At 25.0% G+C, this 17,380-nt stretch carries 16 protein-coding genes; 3 read left to right on the top strand and 13 right to left on the bottom strand.

What is annotated here, in order from left to right; translation table 11 throughout:
* Positions 1-469: 469 nt before the first annotated feature.
* Positions 470-2,119, bottom strand: a complete 1,650-nt coding sequence (locus Q0087_RS00665; protein WP_297897230.1) for a CpaF family protein — start codon at positions 2,117-2,119, stop codon at positions 470-472.
* Between the two features lie 282 nt (positions 2,120-2,401).
* Here Q0087_RS00665 and Q0087_RS00660 point away from each other — a divergent pair, with 282 nt between their 5' ends.
* A complete protein-coding gene (locus Q0087_RS00660; protein ID WP_297897228.1) occupies positions 2,402-3,721 on the top strand; it encodes a hypothetical protein in 1,320 nt (439 codons plus the stop codon).
* Here Q0087_RS00660 and Q0087_RS00655 read toward each other — a convergent pair.
* The 7 genes from Q0087_RS00655 to Q0087_RS00625 all read right to left on the bottom strand — a co-directional run bounded on the left by Q0087_RS00655 (position 3,710) and on the right by Q0087_RS00625 (position 9,276).
* Complete coding sequence (locus tag Q0087_RS00655; protein WP_297897226.1) at positions 3,710-4,015, bottom strand: hypothetical protein; 306 nt, start codon at positions 4,013-4,015, stop codon at positions 3,710-3,712. The two genes, Q0087_RS00660 and Q0087_RS00655, sit on opposite strands and share 12 nt — an antisense overlap.
* Complete coding sequence (locus Q0087_RS00650) at positions 4,012-4,716, bottom strand: DUF2953 domain-containing protein (RefSeq protein WP_297897339.1); 705 nt, start codon at positions 4,714-4,716, stop codon at positions 4,012-4,014. The genes Q0087_RS00655 and Q0087_RS00650 overlap by 4 nt, the downstream gene beginning before the upstream one ends.
* 70 nt (positions 4,717-4,786) lie before the next feature.
* Positions 4,787-5,221, bottom strand: a complete 435-nt coding sequence (locus Q0087_RS00645) for a GerW family sporulation protein (RefSeq protein ID WP_297897224.1) — start codon at positions 5,219-5,221, stop codon at positions 4,787-4,789.
* A 306-nt stretch (positions 5,222-5,527) separates the two neighbouring features.
* Positions 5,528-6,775, bottom strand: a complete 1,248-nt coding sequence (locus Q0087_RS00640) for a tripartite tricarboxylate transporter permease (protein ID WP_297897221.1) — start codon at positions 6,773-6,775, stop codon at positions 5,528-5,530.
* Between the two features lie 421 nt (positions 6,776-7,196).
* On the bottom strand, positions 7,197-7,466 hold the full coding sequence (locus tag Q0087_RS00635) for an elongation factor 1-beta (RefSeq protein WP_297897218.1): 270 nt from the start codon (positions 7,464-7,466) through the stop codon (positions 7,197-7,199).
* Positions 7,467-8,474: 1,008 nt separating this feature from the next.
* Positions 8,475-8,636: a zinc finger domain-containing protein gene (locus Q0087_RS00630; RefSeq protein WP_042702070.1), complete on the bottom strand. Its 162-nt coding sequence runs from the start codon at positions 8,634-8,636 to the stop codon at positions 8,475-8,477.
* A 1-nt stretch (position 8,637) separates the two neighbouring features.
* Positions 8,638-9,276 (bottom strand): delta 1-pyrroline-5-carboxylate synthetase, encoded by a 639-nt coding sequence (locus Q0087_RS00625; RefSeq protein WP_297897334.1) that lies wholly within the window; start codon positions 9,274-9,276, stop codon positions 8,638-8,640.
* On the opposite strand from Q0087_RS00625, the gene Q0087_RS00620 reads away from it, so the two are divergent.
* Complete coding sequence (locus Q0087_RS00620; RefSeq protein ID WP_297897209.1) at positions 9,203-9,436, top strand: hypothetical protein; 234 nt, start codon at positions 9,203-9,205, stop codon at positions 9,434-9,436. The genes Q0087_RS00625 and Q0087_RS00620 overlap by 74 nt on opposite strands.
* A 68-nt stretch (positions 9,437-9,504) precedes the next feature.
* Here the strand turns inward: Q0087_RS00620 and pth2 are convergent, their stop codons facing one another.
* Positions 9,505-9,846, bottom strand: coding sequence for a peptidyl-tRNA hydrolase Pth2 (pth2, locus tag Q0087_RS00615; RefSeq protein WP_297897206.1), 342 nt, complete (start codon positions 9,844-9,846; stop codon positions 9,505-9,507).
* Between the two features lie 442 nt (positions 9,847-10,288).
* On the opposite strand from pth2, the gene Q0087_RS00610 reads away from it, so the two are divergent.
* Complete coding sequence (locus Q0087_RS00610) at positions 10,289-12,070, top strand: ribosome biogenesis/translation initiation ATPase RLI (protein WP_297897203.1); 1,782 nt, start codon at positions 10,289-10,291, stop codon at positions 12,068-12,070.
* 248 nt (positions 12,071-12,318) lie between these two features.
* Here Q0087_RS00610 and Q0087_RS00605 read toward each other — a convergent pair whose 3' ends face one another.
* From Q0087_RS00605 to Q0087_RS00590, 4 genes are all read right to left on the bottom strand, one after another.
* Positions 12,319-12,636 (bottom strand): NifB/NifX family molybdenum-iron cluster-binding protein, encoded by a 318-nt coding sequence (locus tag Q0087_RS00605; protein WP_297897200.1) that lies wholly within the window; start codon positions 12,634-12,636, stop codon positions 12,319-12,321.
* 173 nt (positions 12,637-12,809) lie between these two features.
* On the bottom strand, positions 12,810-14,240 hold the full coding sequence (locus Q0087_RS00600) for a nitrogenase component 1 (RefSeq protein WP_297897198.1): 1,431 nt from the start codon (positions 14,238-14,240) through the stop codon (positions 12,810-12,812).
* A gap of 288 nt (positions 14,241-14,528) precedes the next feature.
* Complete coding sequence (nifE, locus tag Q0087_RS00595; protein ID WP_297897194.1) at positions 14,529-15,911, bottom strand: nitrogenase iron-molybdenum cofactor biosynthesis protein NifE; 1,383 nt, start codon at positions 15,909-15,911, stop codon at positions 14,529-14,531.
* Positions 15,912-15,968: 57 nt separating this feature from the next.
* A complete protein-coding gene (locus Q0087_RS00590) occupies positions 15,969-17,354 on the bottom strand; it encodes a nitrogenase component 1 (RefSeq protein ID WP_297897191.1) in 1,386 nt (461 codons plus the stop codon).
* Between the last annotated feature and the right edge of the window lie 26 nt (positions 17,355-17,380).

Here is a 17,380-nt window from a genome sequence, read left to right as displayed (position 1 = left end):
TTATAGAAGCTATGAAAAATGAAAACAGAATAAATAAAAATATTTTAATATCCATATATTTTAGGATATATTTTATAATAAAAAAATCTATAAATTTATTATTGAGAATCTTAGTATTAAGAATAATATTAAAATATTCTTTTTGAAAATTTTTTTGATAATCAAAAATAGTATTTTCATTTTTTATGTCTTTTTTTGCTAAAAAACTCAAAATATCCTCAAAAAAACAATAGACATTAAATAAGTAATTTCCAATACTCAATTTATTATCTAAATCTTTTTTATGATTATTATCTTTAGTAATATATTTATTATTATTTTTATTATTAAAAATATAGCGACTAGTAAAATCACCAAAAAGCCAAAAAAACTTAAAAAATAGATTATATAACATTATTAACATCTCAGACAATAATATAAAGAATTGTTTTAAAATAATATCTACATCCTTTAATAAAAATTATGTATTTTAATGATCAAAATTAGAAATATACTCCAAAACGATTTTAGAATCTAAATAGTAATTACCAATAAACATATTCAGTTCATGAAAACTTCTAATATTATTATTAGATAAAAATTCTAAAACATTTTTTCTTTTATTTATTTCGTCAAAGATAGTTTTCATTTCAATACCTTTAGTATTTGCAATTTTTTCTAATGTTTTAGATGAAATTGACACATTTTCAATTTTATCTTCTTTAGAATTCCATTGAAAAATTTTATTTAATTGAATAGTTCCCTCTTCAATACCTACAACTTCAACAACCTCGGTAATCCTACGAATAGAAACACCATCAGATCGATAAATTCTATTCTGCATTATAATAAAATCAATTGCAGAAATCATCATTTCTGGAACATTCATAGGAGCGTTTGTAAGGCGAGTTATAGTTTCCCTTGAACTATTTGAATGAAGTGTTCCAAATCCAGAATGTCCAGTGTTAAGTGCTGTAAAAAGAGTTACTGCTTCTTTTCCTCTTACTTCACCTACAATTATTCTATCTGGTCTTTGCCTTAGAGAATTTTTAAGTAAATCATCCATTGTTAACTCTCCTTTATTTTCAATGTTTGAAACTCTTGTTTCTAATCTTAAAATATGTTTTTGAGGTATTTGAAGTTCAAGAGTGTCTTCTATTGTTATTATTCTTTCTCGAGGATTTATAAATGCAGATAATGAATTTAAAGTTGTTGTTTTCCCAGAACTTGTTCCTCCAGAAATAATAGTATTAGCAGGATTCACGCCAAGCCCATCAATACACAACCATAAAAAAGCAGCCAATTCACAATTTAAAGTTTTCTCATTTATTATATCAATTATTGTCAAAGGATCTTTTTTAAACTTTCTTATAGTTAAAGAAGGCCCATCTGCAGATATTGGAGAAATAGTAGCATTAACTCGTGAGCCATTTTCAAGTCTTGCATCCATAATTGGAGATTCTTGATCTATTCTCCTATTTACTTGACGAGCTATTGAATCAATAACTGAAAGAATTTCCTCAACATTTTCAAATACTAAATTTGATTCCATCATACCATGGTCCCTATGATAAACAAAAACTGGTTTATTGACACCAATTATCATTATTTCCTCAAGTTTATCATCATTTATTAAAGAATCAAGTTCACCATAACCAATAATCTCTTTGAATAGTTTATTAGCTAATTCATCAATTTTTTTATCAATGATATTCTCCTCTAAATATCTAGAATTAAAAATGTCCTCAACATAACTTTTATCATTTTGGTTTATCCCCTTCTTTTTTGAATTTTTAAGTCTTGATTTTTTATTATTTATTTCATCAATAGACCCATTATAAATTTCCAATAAATCTTTAGAAATAAAATCTGAAAAATCATAATTAGTATTATCAGTTTTGTTGATTATTTTCTTAGTTAAAAACTCTTTGATATCTAAAAATAACTCATTTTCATTTATTTTAGAATTTTTACCTGAAGATACAGCTAAATCAACTAGATTATTTCTTAATTCTTCCAATAAAGTCTTTTCTAACTTTGAAAAATTTGAATTCATCAATTTATATTTAGGAATTAAATTATTAGTGCTTTTAAACTTATATTTTAAATTTTCATCTTTTTTCTCTTTATTATCTATCATAAATTCACCGGATTAAACATATTTTAATAAAAATAATAGATTTGATAAAATAACAATTTTAAATAGTATTATATTGGAATCATCCACTTATTATCCAGAAAAAATATACTCATATTATCCAAAAAAATATTATAAATAATATAAATCTAGTAAAGAAAGGAGATAATTATAAAGAGAGATGATAATTACCTTCTTAAATAATAAAATAATACTAATTATTATTATTTTAATATTACTATTGATTAAAGTAAGATATAAAGATAACGAAAACAAAATAATATTATGGAAAAAATAATATTTTCAAAAAATTACAAACAACTTAACATTGATAGATTAAGTTATGACCTATCAAAGGAAATAATTAATATTGAAAATATCCATAATAATTTAAAAAAAACACAAAAATGCTCTGAATGCGATACTAATCTTCCAATTAAGATTAAAAAATTTAAAAGAATAGACGAACAAGTAAATTTATCTGATATTGACAACACCTTTGGTAGATGTGATTGTGGAAAAAGACATTTAGATATAATAATGACCCATGTTTTAAAGATAATGAAAACCGAAAAAGTTAAATTACGAGAATATAATCTTAGAAATGGACCCGTCCCATTGTTAACTCCATTAACAAATAATCCCCATAATATATACCTTAAAAATGATTCATTGATTATTTTACATGATAATTTAACAAGAGATATTGCTGAAATAATATTAGAAGAAGTTAGTGAAATAAAAGGAGTTTTAAAGGGAAATCCTAAAGACACCGTTGGAAAATTAGATGCAAATAGTGAAGAAAATTCATATAAAATTCTTAAAGGAAATGATATTAGATGTGATATAATTCAAACACCAATGGGAAAAATAGCTATAAATAAAGTTCAGCACCTAAGTTACATAGAATTTCCAAATACATCAGAAAGTAAAATAGTTAGTATATGTAACTATCTAAAATCAAAAAACTATTCTAAAGAAGAAATATCAAAGTTAAAAGTTTTAGATGGTACTTGTGGCAATGGAACTTTAGGAATATTTTTACTTAAATTAGGAGTTAAAGAAGTAGTATTTAATGATGTTTGGAAACCTTCTACAATTATGACATTAGTAAATTTAGAAGCAAATGGATTTAAAATGATTAAAGAACGATTTAATCAAAATAAATCAGAAAAATGGATTGAAGATAGCCTAAACAAGGTAGATTTTAGAAATAATATTTATAGTAATAAAAATAATTGGAATAATAAAAATAATAGGAATAATAAAAATAATAGTTATAATATAAATGATAATTATAATATAAATGAGGGTTATAATAGAAATAATTCTAGAAATTATAATACTAAAAGCAAAAATAGGGATAAAAATCTAAAAATAATAAAAAATAATTATGAAAATTTTGAAATTTCTATTGGAAAAAATTTTAGAATATATAATTTTTCTCTAGAAGAATTATATTATAAACTAAAAAGTTATGAATTCAATAAAAATAGTGAAAATAAAGAATTTGATATATGCATATTAGACTGTTTTCCTCAAGTAAACACAGACGAAATTAAAAAAATTGCTGAAAAAATAGCAGTGGATATATTAGTTATTTAAATTCAAAATATCCTCACAAAATTTTTCTATAATAATTTTATCAGAATTTTCACTCTTTTTAGATTCATCAATATAATATAAATAATATTCAATATCATTATTACTATTAAAATTAGAAATAATTATAGCTAAAGGTTTTATAGAGAAAACACCAGATTCTTCAGAATCTAAAATTATTATAGAAAGATCGTAATAGGGATAAATTTTTAAATTACCTAAATCAAATCCTTCTGTAAAAAATCTCTCATCAATTATATTAAAATTAAAAATATCAGATAAATTATCTTTAATCATTTGAAAAACTTCCTTAATTTTAATATAAGTTTAATCATGCTTTTTTTAGTTAATAATTTAAAAATTTTTAATACTGGTTTTAAAAGACTTATTTTAAATACAATCTCACTTTCAAAATCAAAAATTTCTTTATTAAATATTGGCTCTGCAGATAAATTAAAAGATTTAGATAAATTAGGAGTAGCTGAAAAAGCCCAAATATAGCCTAAAGTAGTTGCAGTATTAACAGGGCTAGAAAATCCTAATATTAAATGAAGCTTAAATTTTTTTAAATTTACTGAATATAATAGAGACTCGATTAAATCTAAAATATCCCAAAAGTTAGTTGAAATAAGAGGAAATAATTCTCTAAATTCATTTAATTTATTTTTAGAATTTTTATCCTTCACATTATCTTTATCTTTAGCACTATTATTTTTATTTAATTCATCATCCAAATCTTCAGAGCTATTTTTATCTTTAATATCATTAGACTTTCTTTTTATATTTTCTTTTTTGTCGTTTTCAGGTTTTTTATTTTTTTCATCATCTGGAAAGTTTTTAGAAAAAATTTTAAAAATTGAGAATTTAACTTCAATTTGCCCTTTAAAATCATTTCCTCTTTTATTTAAAAAAATATTTATATTTAAACCAAAATATAAAAAAATTAATATCAAAATAATTATAAAAATAATTAAACCCACTATTATTTCTATAATCATAGTAACCAAGCTATCCTTTTATGTAAATTTAAAATATTAATATATAATATTGTTAATAATATAATTAAAATTATTCAGAATCTTTTACAACATTAGATTCAACATTTTGATTTTCTAAAGGATTATCTCCAGATTTTCCAGCTTGTTTTTCATTATAGTTAGATATAACTTCTTTTATTAAATCTGTAGCAACAATACCTAATTCTGATATCGCTTTACTAGTTTCAGTGGCCTTTGTTAAATTTAATACTCTTACCCCATCAATTCCATCAGATTTTTTATCAACAACAACTATTGAAATGGGTTCAATCCCTGCAGCCGCACCTGAACCAAATCCCCCTTCAGAATTGGAATTATTCATTTGACCAGCCCCAAAACCTATTCCCCATTTCATAAAAGGAATTAATATTTTATCTTCAGTTTCTATTGGTTCTCCAATAAAATTTTTTACATTAAGAAGCTTCTTTAGTTCATCCACTGTTGTTTTAATAGAATTTTCAGTCATATTATCACCTAAACTTAATTTTTAGAAACTAAATATTTAATAACAAATATTAAAAATTTAATAACTATTATTTATTATTGATATTATATTATGTTTAACATACCTTAATAATTTTTTGAATATAATCTAAATATATAATAATCTTTTTAAATATTTTATACAATAAGAATTTATTATAATCTAAAATTTAATATTAAGTTTCGAATTAAAAATAAAAAAATGAAAATTAAAAATGAAAATTAAAAAATAGAAACAATAGTCGAAAGTTGATAAAAATAGAATAAAAATTAGAATATTTACAAAGATTTACATAAGTATGCCTAAATAAATTATCATTGCAGGGATTATTAAAACCCCCATTAAATGAGATTTAGATACACCAAGATAATGTGGAAGTAATCCCATTGCAGTTGATGTAATAAGAGCAAGAGTTATATAAAAAATATTAGCTTTGTAAATTATTGTGAATATATATAAAATTACTATCATTAAAATTATAACTGTAATAGATAATTTTTTATAGTTTAAATTTTGCATTATCTTTGAAAAACTATCACCTAACTTTAAGCATAGAATCAATGATATAGATACTGCCACAAGAGCCGTGAAAGTAAATATAAGTAAGTGATATAAATTAAATGTGCTTATTAAGTAATTCATGTAAACAGCTATCCCGCTCCTAGGATTACCTATAAGGTAAATACATATAAGAGAAAATAATGTATCAGAAGTGTTCAGTCCACTAATAGAACATAGAAAATTTTCAGTGTTATCTTCACCTCCTCCTCCAGCAACTGTTTGTGCAATCATACTTCCCTGTGCAGGCCCAAATCCTGGTAAAAATCCAAGAATAGCCCCAGAAACTCCACCAGCAAATATACCCCTTAACATGTTACTATTTAAATCAAGAGTGTAAAATTTATTTTGATGAGGTACAAAAGAATTGTCATTTAAACTGAACAATATAGTGCTTATTCCAAATAATCCTGAAAATATACACATCATAGAAAGCCCTGAGGATATAGGAGTTTGAAAAATAGTCCACCCCAATATACCAGAAAAAATAAACAATATTGAAGACCATATGAAAGACTTTTTACTACTACTAAGCCTCCAAAGAATATATATTGAAACTATTAAAAGTATTATAAACGTATAAGGTTTAATTATTCCCTGTACAACTGGCAAAAAAAACATGAAAATAGGAAGCATTATTATAATAACAATAATTGCCCCAAAGCCTCCAATCCCTACTATCCTAATAGCTTCTTTAGATCTACCTTCTAAAACCATACGATGTCCTGGCAAAACAGATACTGCTGTAGCTTCATCAGGTACTCCTAATAATATAGAAGGAATAAATTCTATCAATGCATGGGCAATTGACATAGCTACTAAAAAAACACAGAGGAATTCTGGTGTGAAAATTTCAAGTAAAAATGCAGAAAATGTGAAAATTATAGCTCCTGCTGTGTTAACATGAATCCCTGGAATTAATCCAGTTACTGCACCACATAAAATACCTAAAAAGCAAGCTAAAATAAGATCAAACATCCTATCTCACCTGCTATTAAATTATTATATTATATTATTGTTAATTAATATTAGTTATTAATTACAATTGTAAATATTATTAATTAAAAATTAATTATTTTACTAAGTATAAATTGATATAATAAAATTATAAAAATAAAAAAATGAAATGTTTTTAAATATAATAAAAAAACCAAATAAAAAAAAATAAGTTCAATATTTATTAATTAAATACAACAAGAATGATTAATAAAAAGATTTAATAATTAAAAAACTTTATAATTAAAGAATTTAATAATAAAAAGATTTAATAATTAAAAAACTTTATAATTAAAGAATTTAATAATTAAAAGATTTAATAATTAAGAAGCTATATTAATTAACAAAATAGAGAATTAATATTTTAATCTTTAAAATTAAGTTAATATATTTAAAATATAAATTACATTAATCTTCTAACATCAACAACTTCTATACTGTTGACACTTGGAATTTTCGCTAATTTTTCCTCTACTGCTTCAGTTCCACCTTCACCATCATCAACAATGAACATTACATTTAAAGCTACTAAACCAAAAGCAATAGGTTCTTCCTCTATTTTATGTAATTCCGCATCTTCATTAACTGCATTTTGAGCATCAATTTTCATTTGTTCTAAGTCGACATCAGGGCTTTCAGGCATTAATTTTACAGTTGCTACAACTTCTCCCATTTTAAATCCTCCAAATAAATAAAGTTATTTTAAAATATTTAAAATATTTAATAATATATAATATTTAAAATATTTAATAATATATAATATTTATAATATTTTATAATATTTAGAATATAAATACAATATAATTTTATTATTTTACTATATATATCTTATATGTTATTTTTTATCTTTAAAAACTCTTTTATCTTTAAAATTATTTATAATTGAATAAAAAATAAATAATTATTATTTCAAACTTTTCTTTTAAATTTTTTAAACTATTTTAATTTAAAATTTTTTAACTAAACATTTATTTTAATTAAATTATATTCTTTAAACTATCTTCTTTAAAAATCATAGAACCCTATTGTGATGCAGTATCTATCGATTTATATAATGAAAAATATAGCTAACTTTTTAGGTTTAAATGCATTAATAATATTTTATAAAAAATATCCATAAATAAAAATATTTATAAAAAATACTTATAAAAATATTATATTAACAAATGCAAAAAGATATATTAAATTAATAATATTTAATTATTTTGGTTTATTTTAGATAAAATAACTTAAAAAAGTATTTATTTTAGCAGAAAAGTATTTTTAATCGATTAAATCAATAATAATGGCTTAGGATATTATTATTAAATATAATAAATTTATGAAAGAAACATTAATATTACTCATTTTACTAAATATTTATATATTTCTAATATTTTTTTATAATTTTATATTAAAAATAAAAACTAATTGATAAATTTAACATTATGAAAATAAATTTTAATGATAAAAATTTATAAAAAGATAAAATTTGTATAATGAAAAATTTTGCATTATCAAAAATTATATGATAAAAAAATTATATAGTCAAAAATGCATAAATCAAAAATTAGATTAAAATATTAATAAATTTAATAAAAAGATATTAAAATTTAGATATAACAAATAGATATATTTCCAATTATTAATAGCATAAAAGATTGGAAAATATTAGATTAATAAATAATATCAAATTCTTAAATTAAGGTCCTTCAAAACCACAATCACAAACATAAGTGTGACCAAAAGTACGACATTTATCGCATCTTGCTATTAATTCACCACATTCAGGACATGGAAATTCAACATAAGTATCTATTAATGGAATTTCTTGTTTACAAGATTTACATTCTACTTTTTTCATTTTATTCACCTCTAATTAATGTATATCTAAAATTATAATTGGGTTTATAATCGTCATCAATCATTTTGTCACTATTTTTTCCCCCAATAAGAGATAAAACTCTCTCTGGGAAACTTCCATTGACAACAAAACAGTTATTGCCGAATTTAATTAGTAACTCACTGAGCATTAAGTCAACTGATGTCTCATTAAAAGTTAGTAGTTTTTTAGCATCAATTTCATCAAAAAATTTTGACCCAACACTATTCGGTTCTCGGCTATATATACCATCTACATTTGTAGCTATTAAAAGTTTCGCTTTTAAGATGTTTGAAACATATGCTGAAATTGAATCTGAAGTTACATTCCAAGAAGGATAAATATTTGAATTATCTTTTAAAATATCCGAACAGATTAATATAGGAATTTTTCCAGAATCAAGGATATTTTCAAGATTTTCAAGAGAAGATGTGATTTTTGTAAAGTCTAATTTATCATTTAATAGTTTAGCTGTGATATCCATAGATTGAATAGCAGTTTCATGAGTAACATCATTTGAAAATCCAATCTCGCCATCATATTTACGAATGAGATTTGCAAATTCTCCCCCTCCAGTAATTATAAGACAATTAGTTCCTTTTAAAGAATTAGCTAATTCGATAGCTTTTTTTGGAAAAAGACTTCCACCAATTTTTATTACCCACTCAATAATTTTTACACCCCGAAATAAAATAATATGGACAGAACAAACTAATAAAACACATTATTACAGCAAACTAAATAAAAAACATTATTACAATAAACTAAATAAAAATTCGTGACAGAAAAATGAATATGTAACTAAATTTATTATTTAACTTATTTTTATATTTGTTTAAATTATGTTTATTTAACTTAATAATTTTAAATCTTGAGTAACTTTATCAATTATTTCATCAGTATCTGGACCAATACCTAAACAAGTAATAGTACTAGCAGGTATTTCTGTTCTTCCAGCATCTTTTACCATAAAATTAGGAACATTATTCTTTTTAGCTATTTCTTTTATTTCAAATAAGGATTCTAAACTATTGACTTTCACAATCACTTTTTTTTGACCTTCTTGCTCCCAAAGCTTAATTTTATTAGAATCTGCTTTTTTGTATGCACCTAAACAAGCATGGCAAGCTTGAGCAGCGGTTTTACCTTTGGACATTTTCAAATCATTTCTTACTACAATAACTTGTTTCATTAAACTACACCTAAGATTAATATTTTAATAAAGAATTATAAATAAATTAGCATAAATAAAAAATAAAATAAGATAGAAATTATAAAAAATTATAAATAAATATATTTTAAATAGCTAAATTAATTATTGTAATAATATATTTATTAAACTAACAATATAAAATTATAATAAAAATAAATAAGTTATATTAAATTTAATAATTATGATTTTATAAATAATTTAATTATATTAATGAAGTAAATTATATATAAATAAACTATATTGAGTAATCTGAGTAAAGCGAATAGACTAAATAACATATTAAATAAACTAAATAACTTAAATAAAAAACTAAATCCCATAAAACAAAAGAAATCAAATAATTTTATTTTCAAATAGTAATTTAAGTTATAATCTACTGTTTAGTAGTATTATTTTAACAATATTATATATAGGTGATAAATTGAGTAGAATTTCCATATTAGACCATGATCGATGCCAACCAAAAAAATGTAATTACACATGTATTGAATACTGCCCAGGAGTCCGTATGGAAGAAGACACAATAATTATTGATGAAAAAACAAAAAAACCTTTAATATCAGAAGAGTTATGTTCTGGCTGCGGAATTTGTACAAATCGTTGTCCATTTAGTGCAATAAGCGTTATTAACCTTCCAGAAGCTCTGGATAATCCCATTCATAGATTTGGACAAAATATGTTTGAATTATTTGGACTTCCAACACTTAGTGATGGGTCAGTTATTGGTATGTTAGGACCTAATGGAATTGGGAAGTCAACAATAATGAGGATTTTATCTGGAGAAATGATTCCTAATTTAGGAAACTTGGAAGTTTCCCCTAAAAATTGGGACAATATAATTGAATATTATAAAGGTTCCCAACTTCAAAAATATTTTAAAGACCTTTCTGAAGGTAAAATAAAAGTTATCCACAAACCACAAATGGTTGATCAGCTTCCTAAATTTGTTAAAGGAAATGTTTCAGAACTTCTTTCAAATGCTGATGAAAGAGGAAAATTTGAAGAAGTAGTAGAGTCATTAGATCTTGAAAATGTTCTCAAACGAAAAATAAGCAATTTAAGTGGTGGAGAACTTCAAAGAGTTGCTATTGCTGCATCATATGTTAGAGAAGGAGACTTTTACTATTTTGATGAACCAACTTCATGGTTAGATGTTAAACAGCGTTTAAATGCAGTTAAAGTTATAAGATCTCTTGCAGATGATGGAAAATCAGTGATGGTTATTGAACATGATTTAGCCACATTAGATGCCATATCAGATTATATACATATACTTTATGGGCAAACTGGAGCTTATGGAGTAGTTTCACAAATGAAAGGAGTTAGGGTTGGAATAAATGCTTATATAAATGGATTTTTAAAAGAAGAAAATGTTAGGATTAGAAAACAGCCTATTGAATTTAGTATTAGACCACCAACTCCTGAAGATAAAGGAGACCCTATAGTATCATATACAAATTTAGAAAAATCCTATGAAGGATTTTCTCTCGAAGCAGAAGCAGGAGAAATATTTCACGACGAAATTGTAACCGCTTTTGGATCAAATGGTATCGGAAAAACTACTTTTGCAAAGATATTAGCTAATGAAGTAAAACCAGACGGGGGAAAAGTTGGAGATGATATAAAAATTGCTTATAAACCCCAATATATTGTTTCTGACTTTGAAGGCAGAGTTCAAGACTTTTTATATATGAATGCCCCAAGTTTCGGCTCAAATATTTTTAAAACAGAAATCATGAAACCATTTTCACTTGAAGATATATTGGACAAACAAGTAAAAGATTTAAGTGGTGGGGAATTACAAAGACTTGCAGTAGCAGCTACATTATCAAAAGATGCAGACATATATCTTTTCGATGAGCCAACAGCTTTTCTTGATGTAGAACAGAGATTAATTGCGGGTAAAACTATTAGAAAGATTGTAGAAAGTAAAAATGCAGCATCTTTAATAGTTGACCACGATATTGTGTTTATAGATTATATAAGTGATCGTGCTATGGTTTTCCAAGGTGAACCAGGACTTATTGGAAAAGCTACCAAACCCCAAGACCTTAGAACTTCAATGAATAAATTTTTAAAAGATCTAAAAATTACATTCAGAAGAGACAAAGAAACAAAAAGACCCCGTGTAAACAAATTAGATAGCTATCTCGACAGAGAACAAAAAGAATCTGGAGAATATTATTACTTAAAAGACAAATAAATATGAAACATTAGATGTATCAAGGTATATTAAAATAATATTAGCTATGGGTTATTTAAACACTAATAATAAACTTTAAGTTAATAATACTTAAAAATATATATAAAAATAGCTGAAATAAAAATAATAGTAATAGCAAAATAATAAAAATAGCAATAAGAATAAAAATAAGAATAAAAAAAATAAGAATAAAAATGTAAAATTATTCATAAAATAAATGATTATAAAATAAGAGACTAATATTCAAGCTAAGACAAATTTAAATGATTATGACATTCTTTTAATGCATCATCAACCTTGCAATCAAGCATTACTGCTTTTATGCCCATTTTTCTAAGCTCGATATGGGGCTCTTTTCCTATTTTTTTACATAATACGACTTTACAGTCATTTATAAGGTCGGTGGACTCTTTCCAACGATCCGTATGGTCCTCCAATACAATATTGGATTTTTTTCTTAACTCTAAAAATTCAATATTCTCAATATCAAATATAAAAAACTGATTAGCATCTCCAAAATGAAGATCAATTTCTTTTCCATCAGTAGAAGCTACTGCTATCTTCATAATATCACCATAAGATTAAAATACATATAAATAATACTAGAATAATTATTATATAATTTAATAATTTTAAAGTTAAATTATTAAAATAAATATTATTAAAAAGAATATTATTAAAATAAATAATATCAGAATAAATAATATTAAAAAATTAAACTTATTTATATAATCAATTATTAAACATTTTTCTCCTTAATAGGATTATCTTCAAAAATAATCTCCTCTTCTTCATCTAATTTATACCCTTCAAAGTCATAATAATAATCAATTATCATGTTAGTTACTTCATCCACAAATTTTATCCCACCAGTATATCCTAAAAGAGAAATTCTTTGAGCACCGATTCTATCAAAAATAGGGAAACCTACTCTATATAGAGGAATATTATTTTTATCAGCTATAGATGCACCATAAGCATTTCCAAATAATATATCAACTTTATGATCATCTAAAACATTTTCTAAATCAAATAAGTCACTATCTTCTAAAATTATTGGATTATAATTAATTTCTTTTGAAAGTTTTTTAACATCATCAAGGAATCTTTCACTTTTCATGCCAATACATAAAACTTCAGGAAGCATACCCATTTCGCTAACAAAATTAGCTATTCCAATAACCATATCAGGATCACCAAATATAGCTACTTTTTTTCGATAATTATATGAATGAGCATCAACTAAAACATCACAAAGTCTTCCTCTATCTCTTTCGACTTTTTTAGGAACTTCAATATTCATCGCTTCACATATATTTTTTACAAATTTATCTGTGTTTTTAATTCCAACAGGCAAATTTTCTGAAAAACATTTAACATCAAAATTTTTTTCAAGGAATTTTCCTGCTGAGTCTACATGTTTAGATAAGGATATAGTTGCTTTAGAGTTGGGAGTATCTTCAATTTCTTTAATTGTTGTTCCATATTTATGTAAATCTAATGTATCTTCTTCTAAAGGAGCATCAAGATTTAAAGAAGTATCAGTTAAAATTATACTTGAAACATTTAAATCTTCCATTAATTTTTTAACCTCACTAACATCACCAGGAGATAAATTACCCATGATGAGATTAATTTTATTATTTGGAACGTTAGGCCTACCTAAATGCCTTACAAGTTCAAAAACTGCTTTATCATAACCTTCAATGTGAGAACCAGAGAAACTAGGAGTTGAAACTGAAACCAGTTCTGGTAATTTCATTCCAATATTTGCATCCTCAAATTTACTTATTATTCCTTCAATATCATCCCCAATAGTTTCCGTAAGACAACTACTCATTATACAAATAATTTCAGGATCTTGCTTTTCAGAAACATTTTTAAGTGCATTTAATAAATTGTTTTCTCCGCCATAGATAACTGTTTTTTCATTAAGTGCTGAAGATGAAACTTCTATAGGTTCTCTAAAATGTCTAATCAATTGAAACCTCATATATGTAGCACAACCTTGAGAACCATGTATAAGAGGCATTGCATTTTTTAATCCCATAATAGCTTGCAAAGCACCCATAGGTTGACACATTCTCGCAGGGTTTTCAACCGCAAATTTTTTATCACTAACATATTTATTTTCTTCAAAATCTCCACAACAATCCATATTTTCATTCATTAAGATATCTCCCCATATCTAAGTAATTTCACCTTTTATTTAAATTTTAAAATTAATTTTTAAGCTAAATTAATAAAATACTAAATTAATAAAATATTAAATTAATAAAATACTAAATTAATAAAATACTAAATTAATAAACTACTAAATTAATAAACTAAATATTTGATTAAAATTATTAAATTATTTCAAAATAATTTTTAAATTTAAATGATAAATTAAAAAATGTTAAATAATTTTTAAATTTTATATCCATCATGTAAATTTTATATCCATCATATAAATTTTCTATTCATCATCTATATTTCTAGATACAGTATTCCAAACAGATGTTGAAACTGCTCCATCTACTTCTTTTGCAAATTCTAAAAATCCCTTAAATCCTGCAAAAGCTGAAATACGATCATGATTAAAGTCACAAAATCCAATTCCTAATTTTAATGCAATATATTTCTCTTTAGCTCCGGAAATAAGTAAATCTGGCTTAAATTTTTTTAATAATTTTTTAAGCTCATTAGAATTAGCATCATCTACAATTAATGTTCCTTCTTTAACAGTACTCTTAATGTTTTCATAGTCCTCTTTTATTCCATTTTTTGTTCCAGACATTATAACTTCCATGCCTAATTCTTCAAATGCCCTAACTAATGACCATGCTTTATTTCCCCCAACATACAAAGCAACTGTTTTTCCATTTAATCTTTCCCTATACTCTTCTAATTTATTATCTAAAGATTTTAATCCGTTTTCAATAAGATTATTTGCCCTGGCTTTCATTTCATCATCATCAAAGAATTCTGCAATTTCAGTTATTGAACTAATGGTACTTTTAATTCCAAAGAAATTAACTTTGATTGATGGAATCCCATATTTTTTTTCCATTTTTTTAGCCAAATAATTTGAAGATTTTTGGCATTGTACGATATTCAACTTTGCCCTATGAGATTTAGCTATATCTTCAATTTTAGAATCACCAGTCACAGTACTTATAATATTTAGACCCAAGTATTCTAATAAAGGTTTAATACCCCACAAATCACCAGCTACATTAAATTCCCCAATAATATTAATATCAAATGGAGTGATTGAATCAGAATCGGGTTCTGAAGTTCCTATAACATTATCAATTAATGCATCACAACCAATCCAATGGCCTTTTGTTTTATTATGATCTTGAAAACCTTCAGATTGTACAGGTATAACTCTACAACCAGTATTTTTTTCAGCTTCTTTACATACACTAGTAATATCATCACCAATAACACCAGAAACACAAGTTGCATAAACAAAAATAGCTCCTGGCTCGTGTAACTTGTGAAGTTCTATTATTGAATCATATAGCTTTCTTTCACCACCAAAAACTATGTCTTTTTCTCTTAAATCAGAGGAACATCCTTTTTTGTATAATTTTGAATCCGAAGATTTACTTCCTCTTATATCCCATGTACAAGATGCACATCCAATTGGACCATGTACAAGATGTATTGAATCTGTTATTGGCATGAGCACAATTCTTGCTCCTCCAAATACACAGGTTCTTTGTGTAACAGTTCCAGGAATTCCTGGCTTATCACACTCCGGAAGAGAAAGTCCTCCACCTTTAATACACATATGGCTTTGACGTTCCTTAAATGTGTCAATTATAGGCTCCACACAATCTTGTCTTTCCATAATCTAATATCTCCATTATTACCGTAATTTTTATACTAATTTATAATTTTTATATTATTATTGTTGTAATTTCCAATGTTTTTCTTCATAATATTTTGATAAAACTTCATTAGTTATCATTTCAATGACACGCTTAGCACCACGATATCCCACAATTGGTTGTGAATGATATCCTACCCTATCATAAACTGGGAATCCGAAACGTACTAATGGAATTCCAGTATCATAATTTATAAATCTAGCTTCACTTGAACCCAATATTAGTTCTACTCCATTATCTTTATCCTTTACATAATCTTCTACTACTTTCAAATCTCCTTCTTGAAATACATCTATACTTTGATTTTTACTTATACTTTCAATATCTGTTGGGAATGTTTTTTCTTCGGATCCAGTAGTTACCATTACAACTTCCATTCCTAGTTCCATTATTAAAGATGCTAATCCAGTTACAAGTGTAGGATCACCAAATATCACTGCTTTTCTTCCTGCCAAGTACCTTGCACTCACATCAGCCATTAAATCTAATGTTAAACCTCTCTCAGTCATTAAAGTATCAATAATTTCATATCCAGATAATTTATTCACAGTCTTAAGGAATTCATCAGTTCCTTTAATACCAATCGGAGGCAAATTATCTGTTACAGCAGGGACTTTATGTGTTTGTTCTAATGTTTCAGCTCCTGTTTTAGCATATTTAGCTATACTTACAGTACCACTACTTGCAGATACATTTTTCATTTCATTAACTGTAGTTCCACCTTTTCCAAAATATGGAGTTTCTTGTTTTTTTGGATTTAAAGGAGAATTAAATGTTTCTGAAATATCAGTCAACATGGTGTAAGGAACATACATTGAATCCAACATATGTTTTATTTCATTAACATCACCAGGATTCAATAAACCAGGTATAATATTAATATTATTATTATTATCATTTTCAATATTATCATTAGGGACAGCTAAATTTTTAATTAATGAATCAATAGCTACATCATAACCAGCAAAATGACTACCCGCAAAAGAAGGAGTATTTATTGGTATAATTTCAGTATTATCATATCCTAACTCTTTCAATTCTTGTTTGTTTGAATCTACAAATCCATAGACATCATCCCCAATAATCTCTGAACTACATGTTGTTATAACTCCTATAAGTTCAGGATCTTGTCTTTGTATAAGAGTTTTAAGACTCATACTTAAGTTTTTCTTCCCCCCAAAAACAGCTGTTGATTCATGAAAACTACTAACAGCTATTTCAATAGGTTCACGAAAATGTCTTGCAAGATGATACCTTGCAAAAGTACTACAACCTTGAGATCCTTGTACTAATGGCATTCCATGGTTTATTCCAAGAATAGCCCACATTGCTCCGAGGGGCATACATGTGACAAGTGGATCTATTATTACTTGCCTATCCCTTTTGTATACATTAACACTCATTTTTATTCACTTCCAATTCACTCAAT

Origin of the sequence: uncultured Methanobrevibacter sp. (genome assembly GCF_937881195.1) — an archaeon.
In the GTDB taxonomy this organism is placed as follows: Archaea; Methanobacteriota; Methanobacteria; order Methanobacteriales; family Methanobacteriaceae; genus Methanobinarius.
The sequence above is the reverse complement of the archived record's forward strand: the minus strand, read 5'-3'. Positions and strand labels throughout refer to the sequence as shown.

Excerpts from the sequence above, each read along its gene's own strand:
- Q0087_RS00665 (WP_297897230.1), bottom strand. The coding sequence starts at position 2,119 with ATGATAGATAATAAAGAGAAAAAAGATGAAAATTTAAAATATAAGTTT.
- Q0087_RS00660 (WP_297897228.1), top strand. The coding sequence starts at position 2,402 with ATGGAAAAAATAATATTTTCAAAAAATTACAAACAACTTAACATTGAT.
- Q0087_RS00655 (WP_297897226.1), bottom strand. The coding sequence starts at position 4,015 with ATGATTAAAGATAATTTATCTGATATTTTTAATTTTAATATAATTGAT.
- Q0087_RS00650 (WP_297897339.1), bottom strand. The coding sequence starts at position 4,716 with ATGATTATAGAAATAATAGTGGGTTTAATTATTTTTATAATTATTTTG.
- Q0087_RS00645 (WP_297897224.1), bottom strand. The coding sequence starts at position 5,221 with ATGACTGAAAATTCTATTAAAACAACAGTGGATGAACTAAAGAAGCTT.
- Q0087_RS00640 (WP_297897221.1), bottom strand. The coding sequence starts at position 6,775 with ATGTTTGATCTTATTTTAGCTTGCTTTTTAGGTATTTTATGTGGTGCA.
- Q0087_RS00635 (WP_297897218.1), bottom strand. The coding sequence starts at position 7,466 with ATGGGAGAAGTTGTAGCAACTGTAAAATTAATGCCTGAAAGCCCTGAT.
- Q0087_RS00630 (WP_042702070.1), bottom strand. The coding sequence starts at position 8,636 with ATGAAAAAAGTAGAATGTAAATCTTGTAAACAAGAAATTCCATTAATA.
- Q0087_RS00620 (WP_297897209.1), top strand. The coding sequence starts at position 9,203 with ATGAGATTTGCAAATTCTCCCCCTCCAGTAATTATAAGACAATTAGTT.
- pth2 (WP_297897206.1), bottom strand. The coding sequence starts at position 9,846 with ATGAAACAAGTTATTGTAGTAAGAAATGATTTGAAAATGTCCAAAGGT.
- Q0087_RS00605 (WP_297897200.1), bottom strand. The coding sequence starts at position 12,636 with ATGAAGATAGCAGTAGCTTCTACTGATGGAAAAGAAATTGATCTTCAT.
- Q0087_RS00600 (WP_297897198.1), bottom strand. The coding sequence starts at position 14,240 with ATGAATGAAAATATGGATTGTTGTGGAGATTTTGAAGAAAATAAATAT.
- nifE (WP_297897194.1), bottom strand. The coding sequence starts at position 15,911 with ATGGAAAGACAAGATTGTGTGGAGCCTATAATTGACACATTTAAGGAA.
- Q0087_RS00590 (WP_297897191.1), bottom strand. The coding sequence starts at position 17,354 with ATGAGTGTTAATGTATACAAAAGGGATAGGCAAGTAATAATAGATCCA.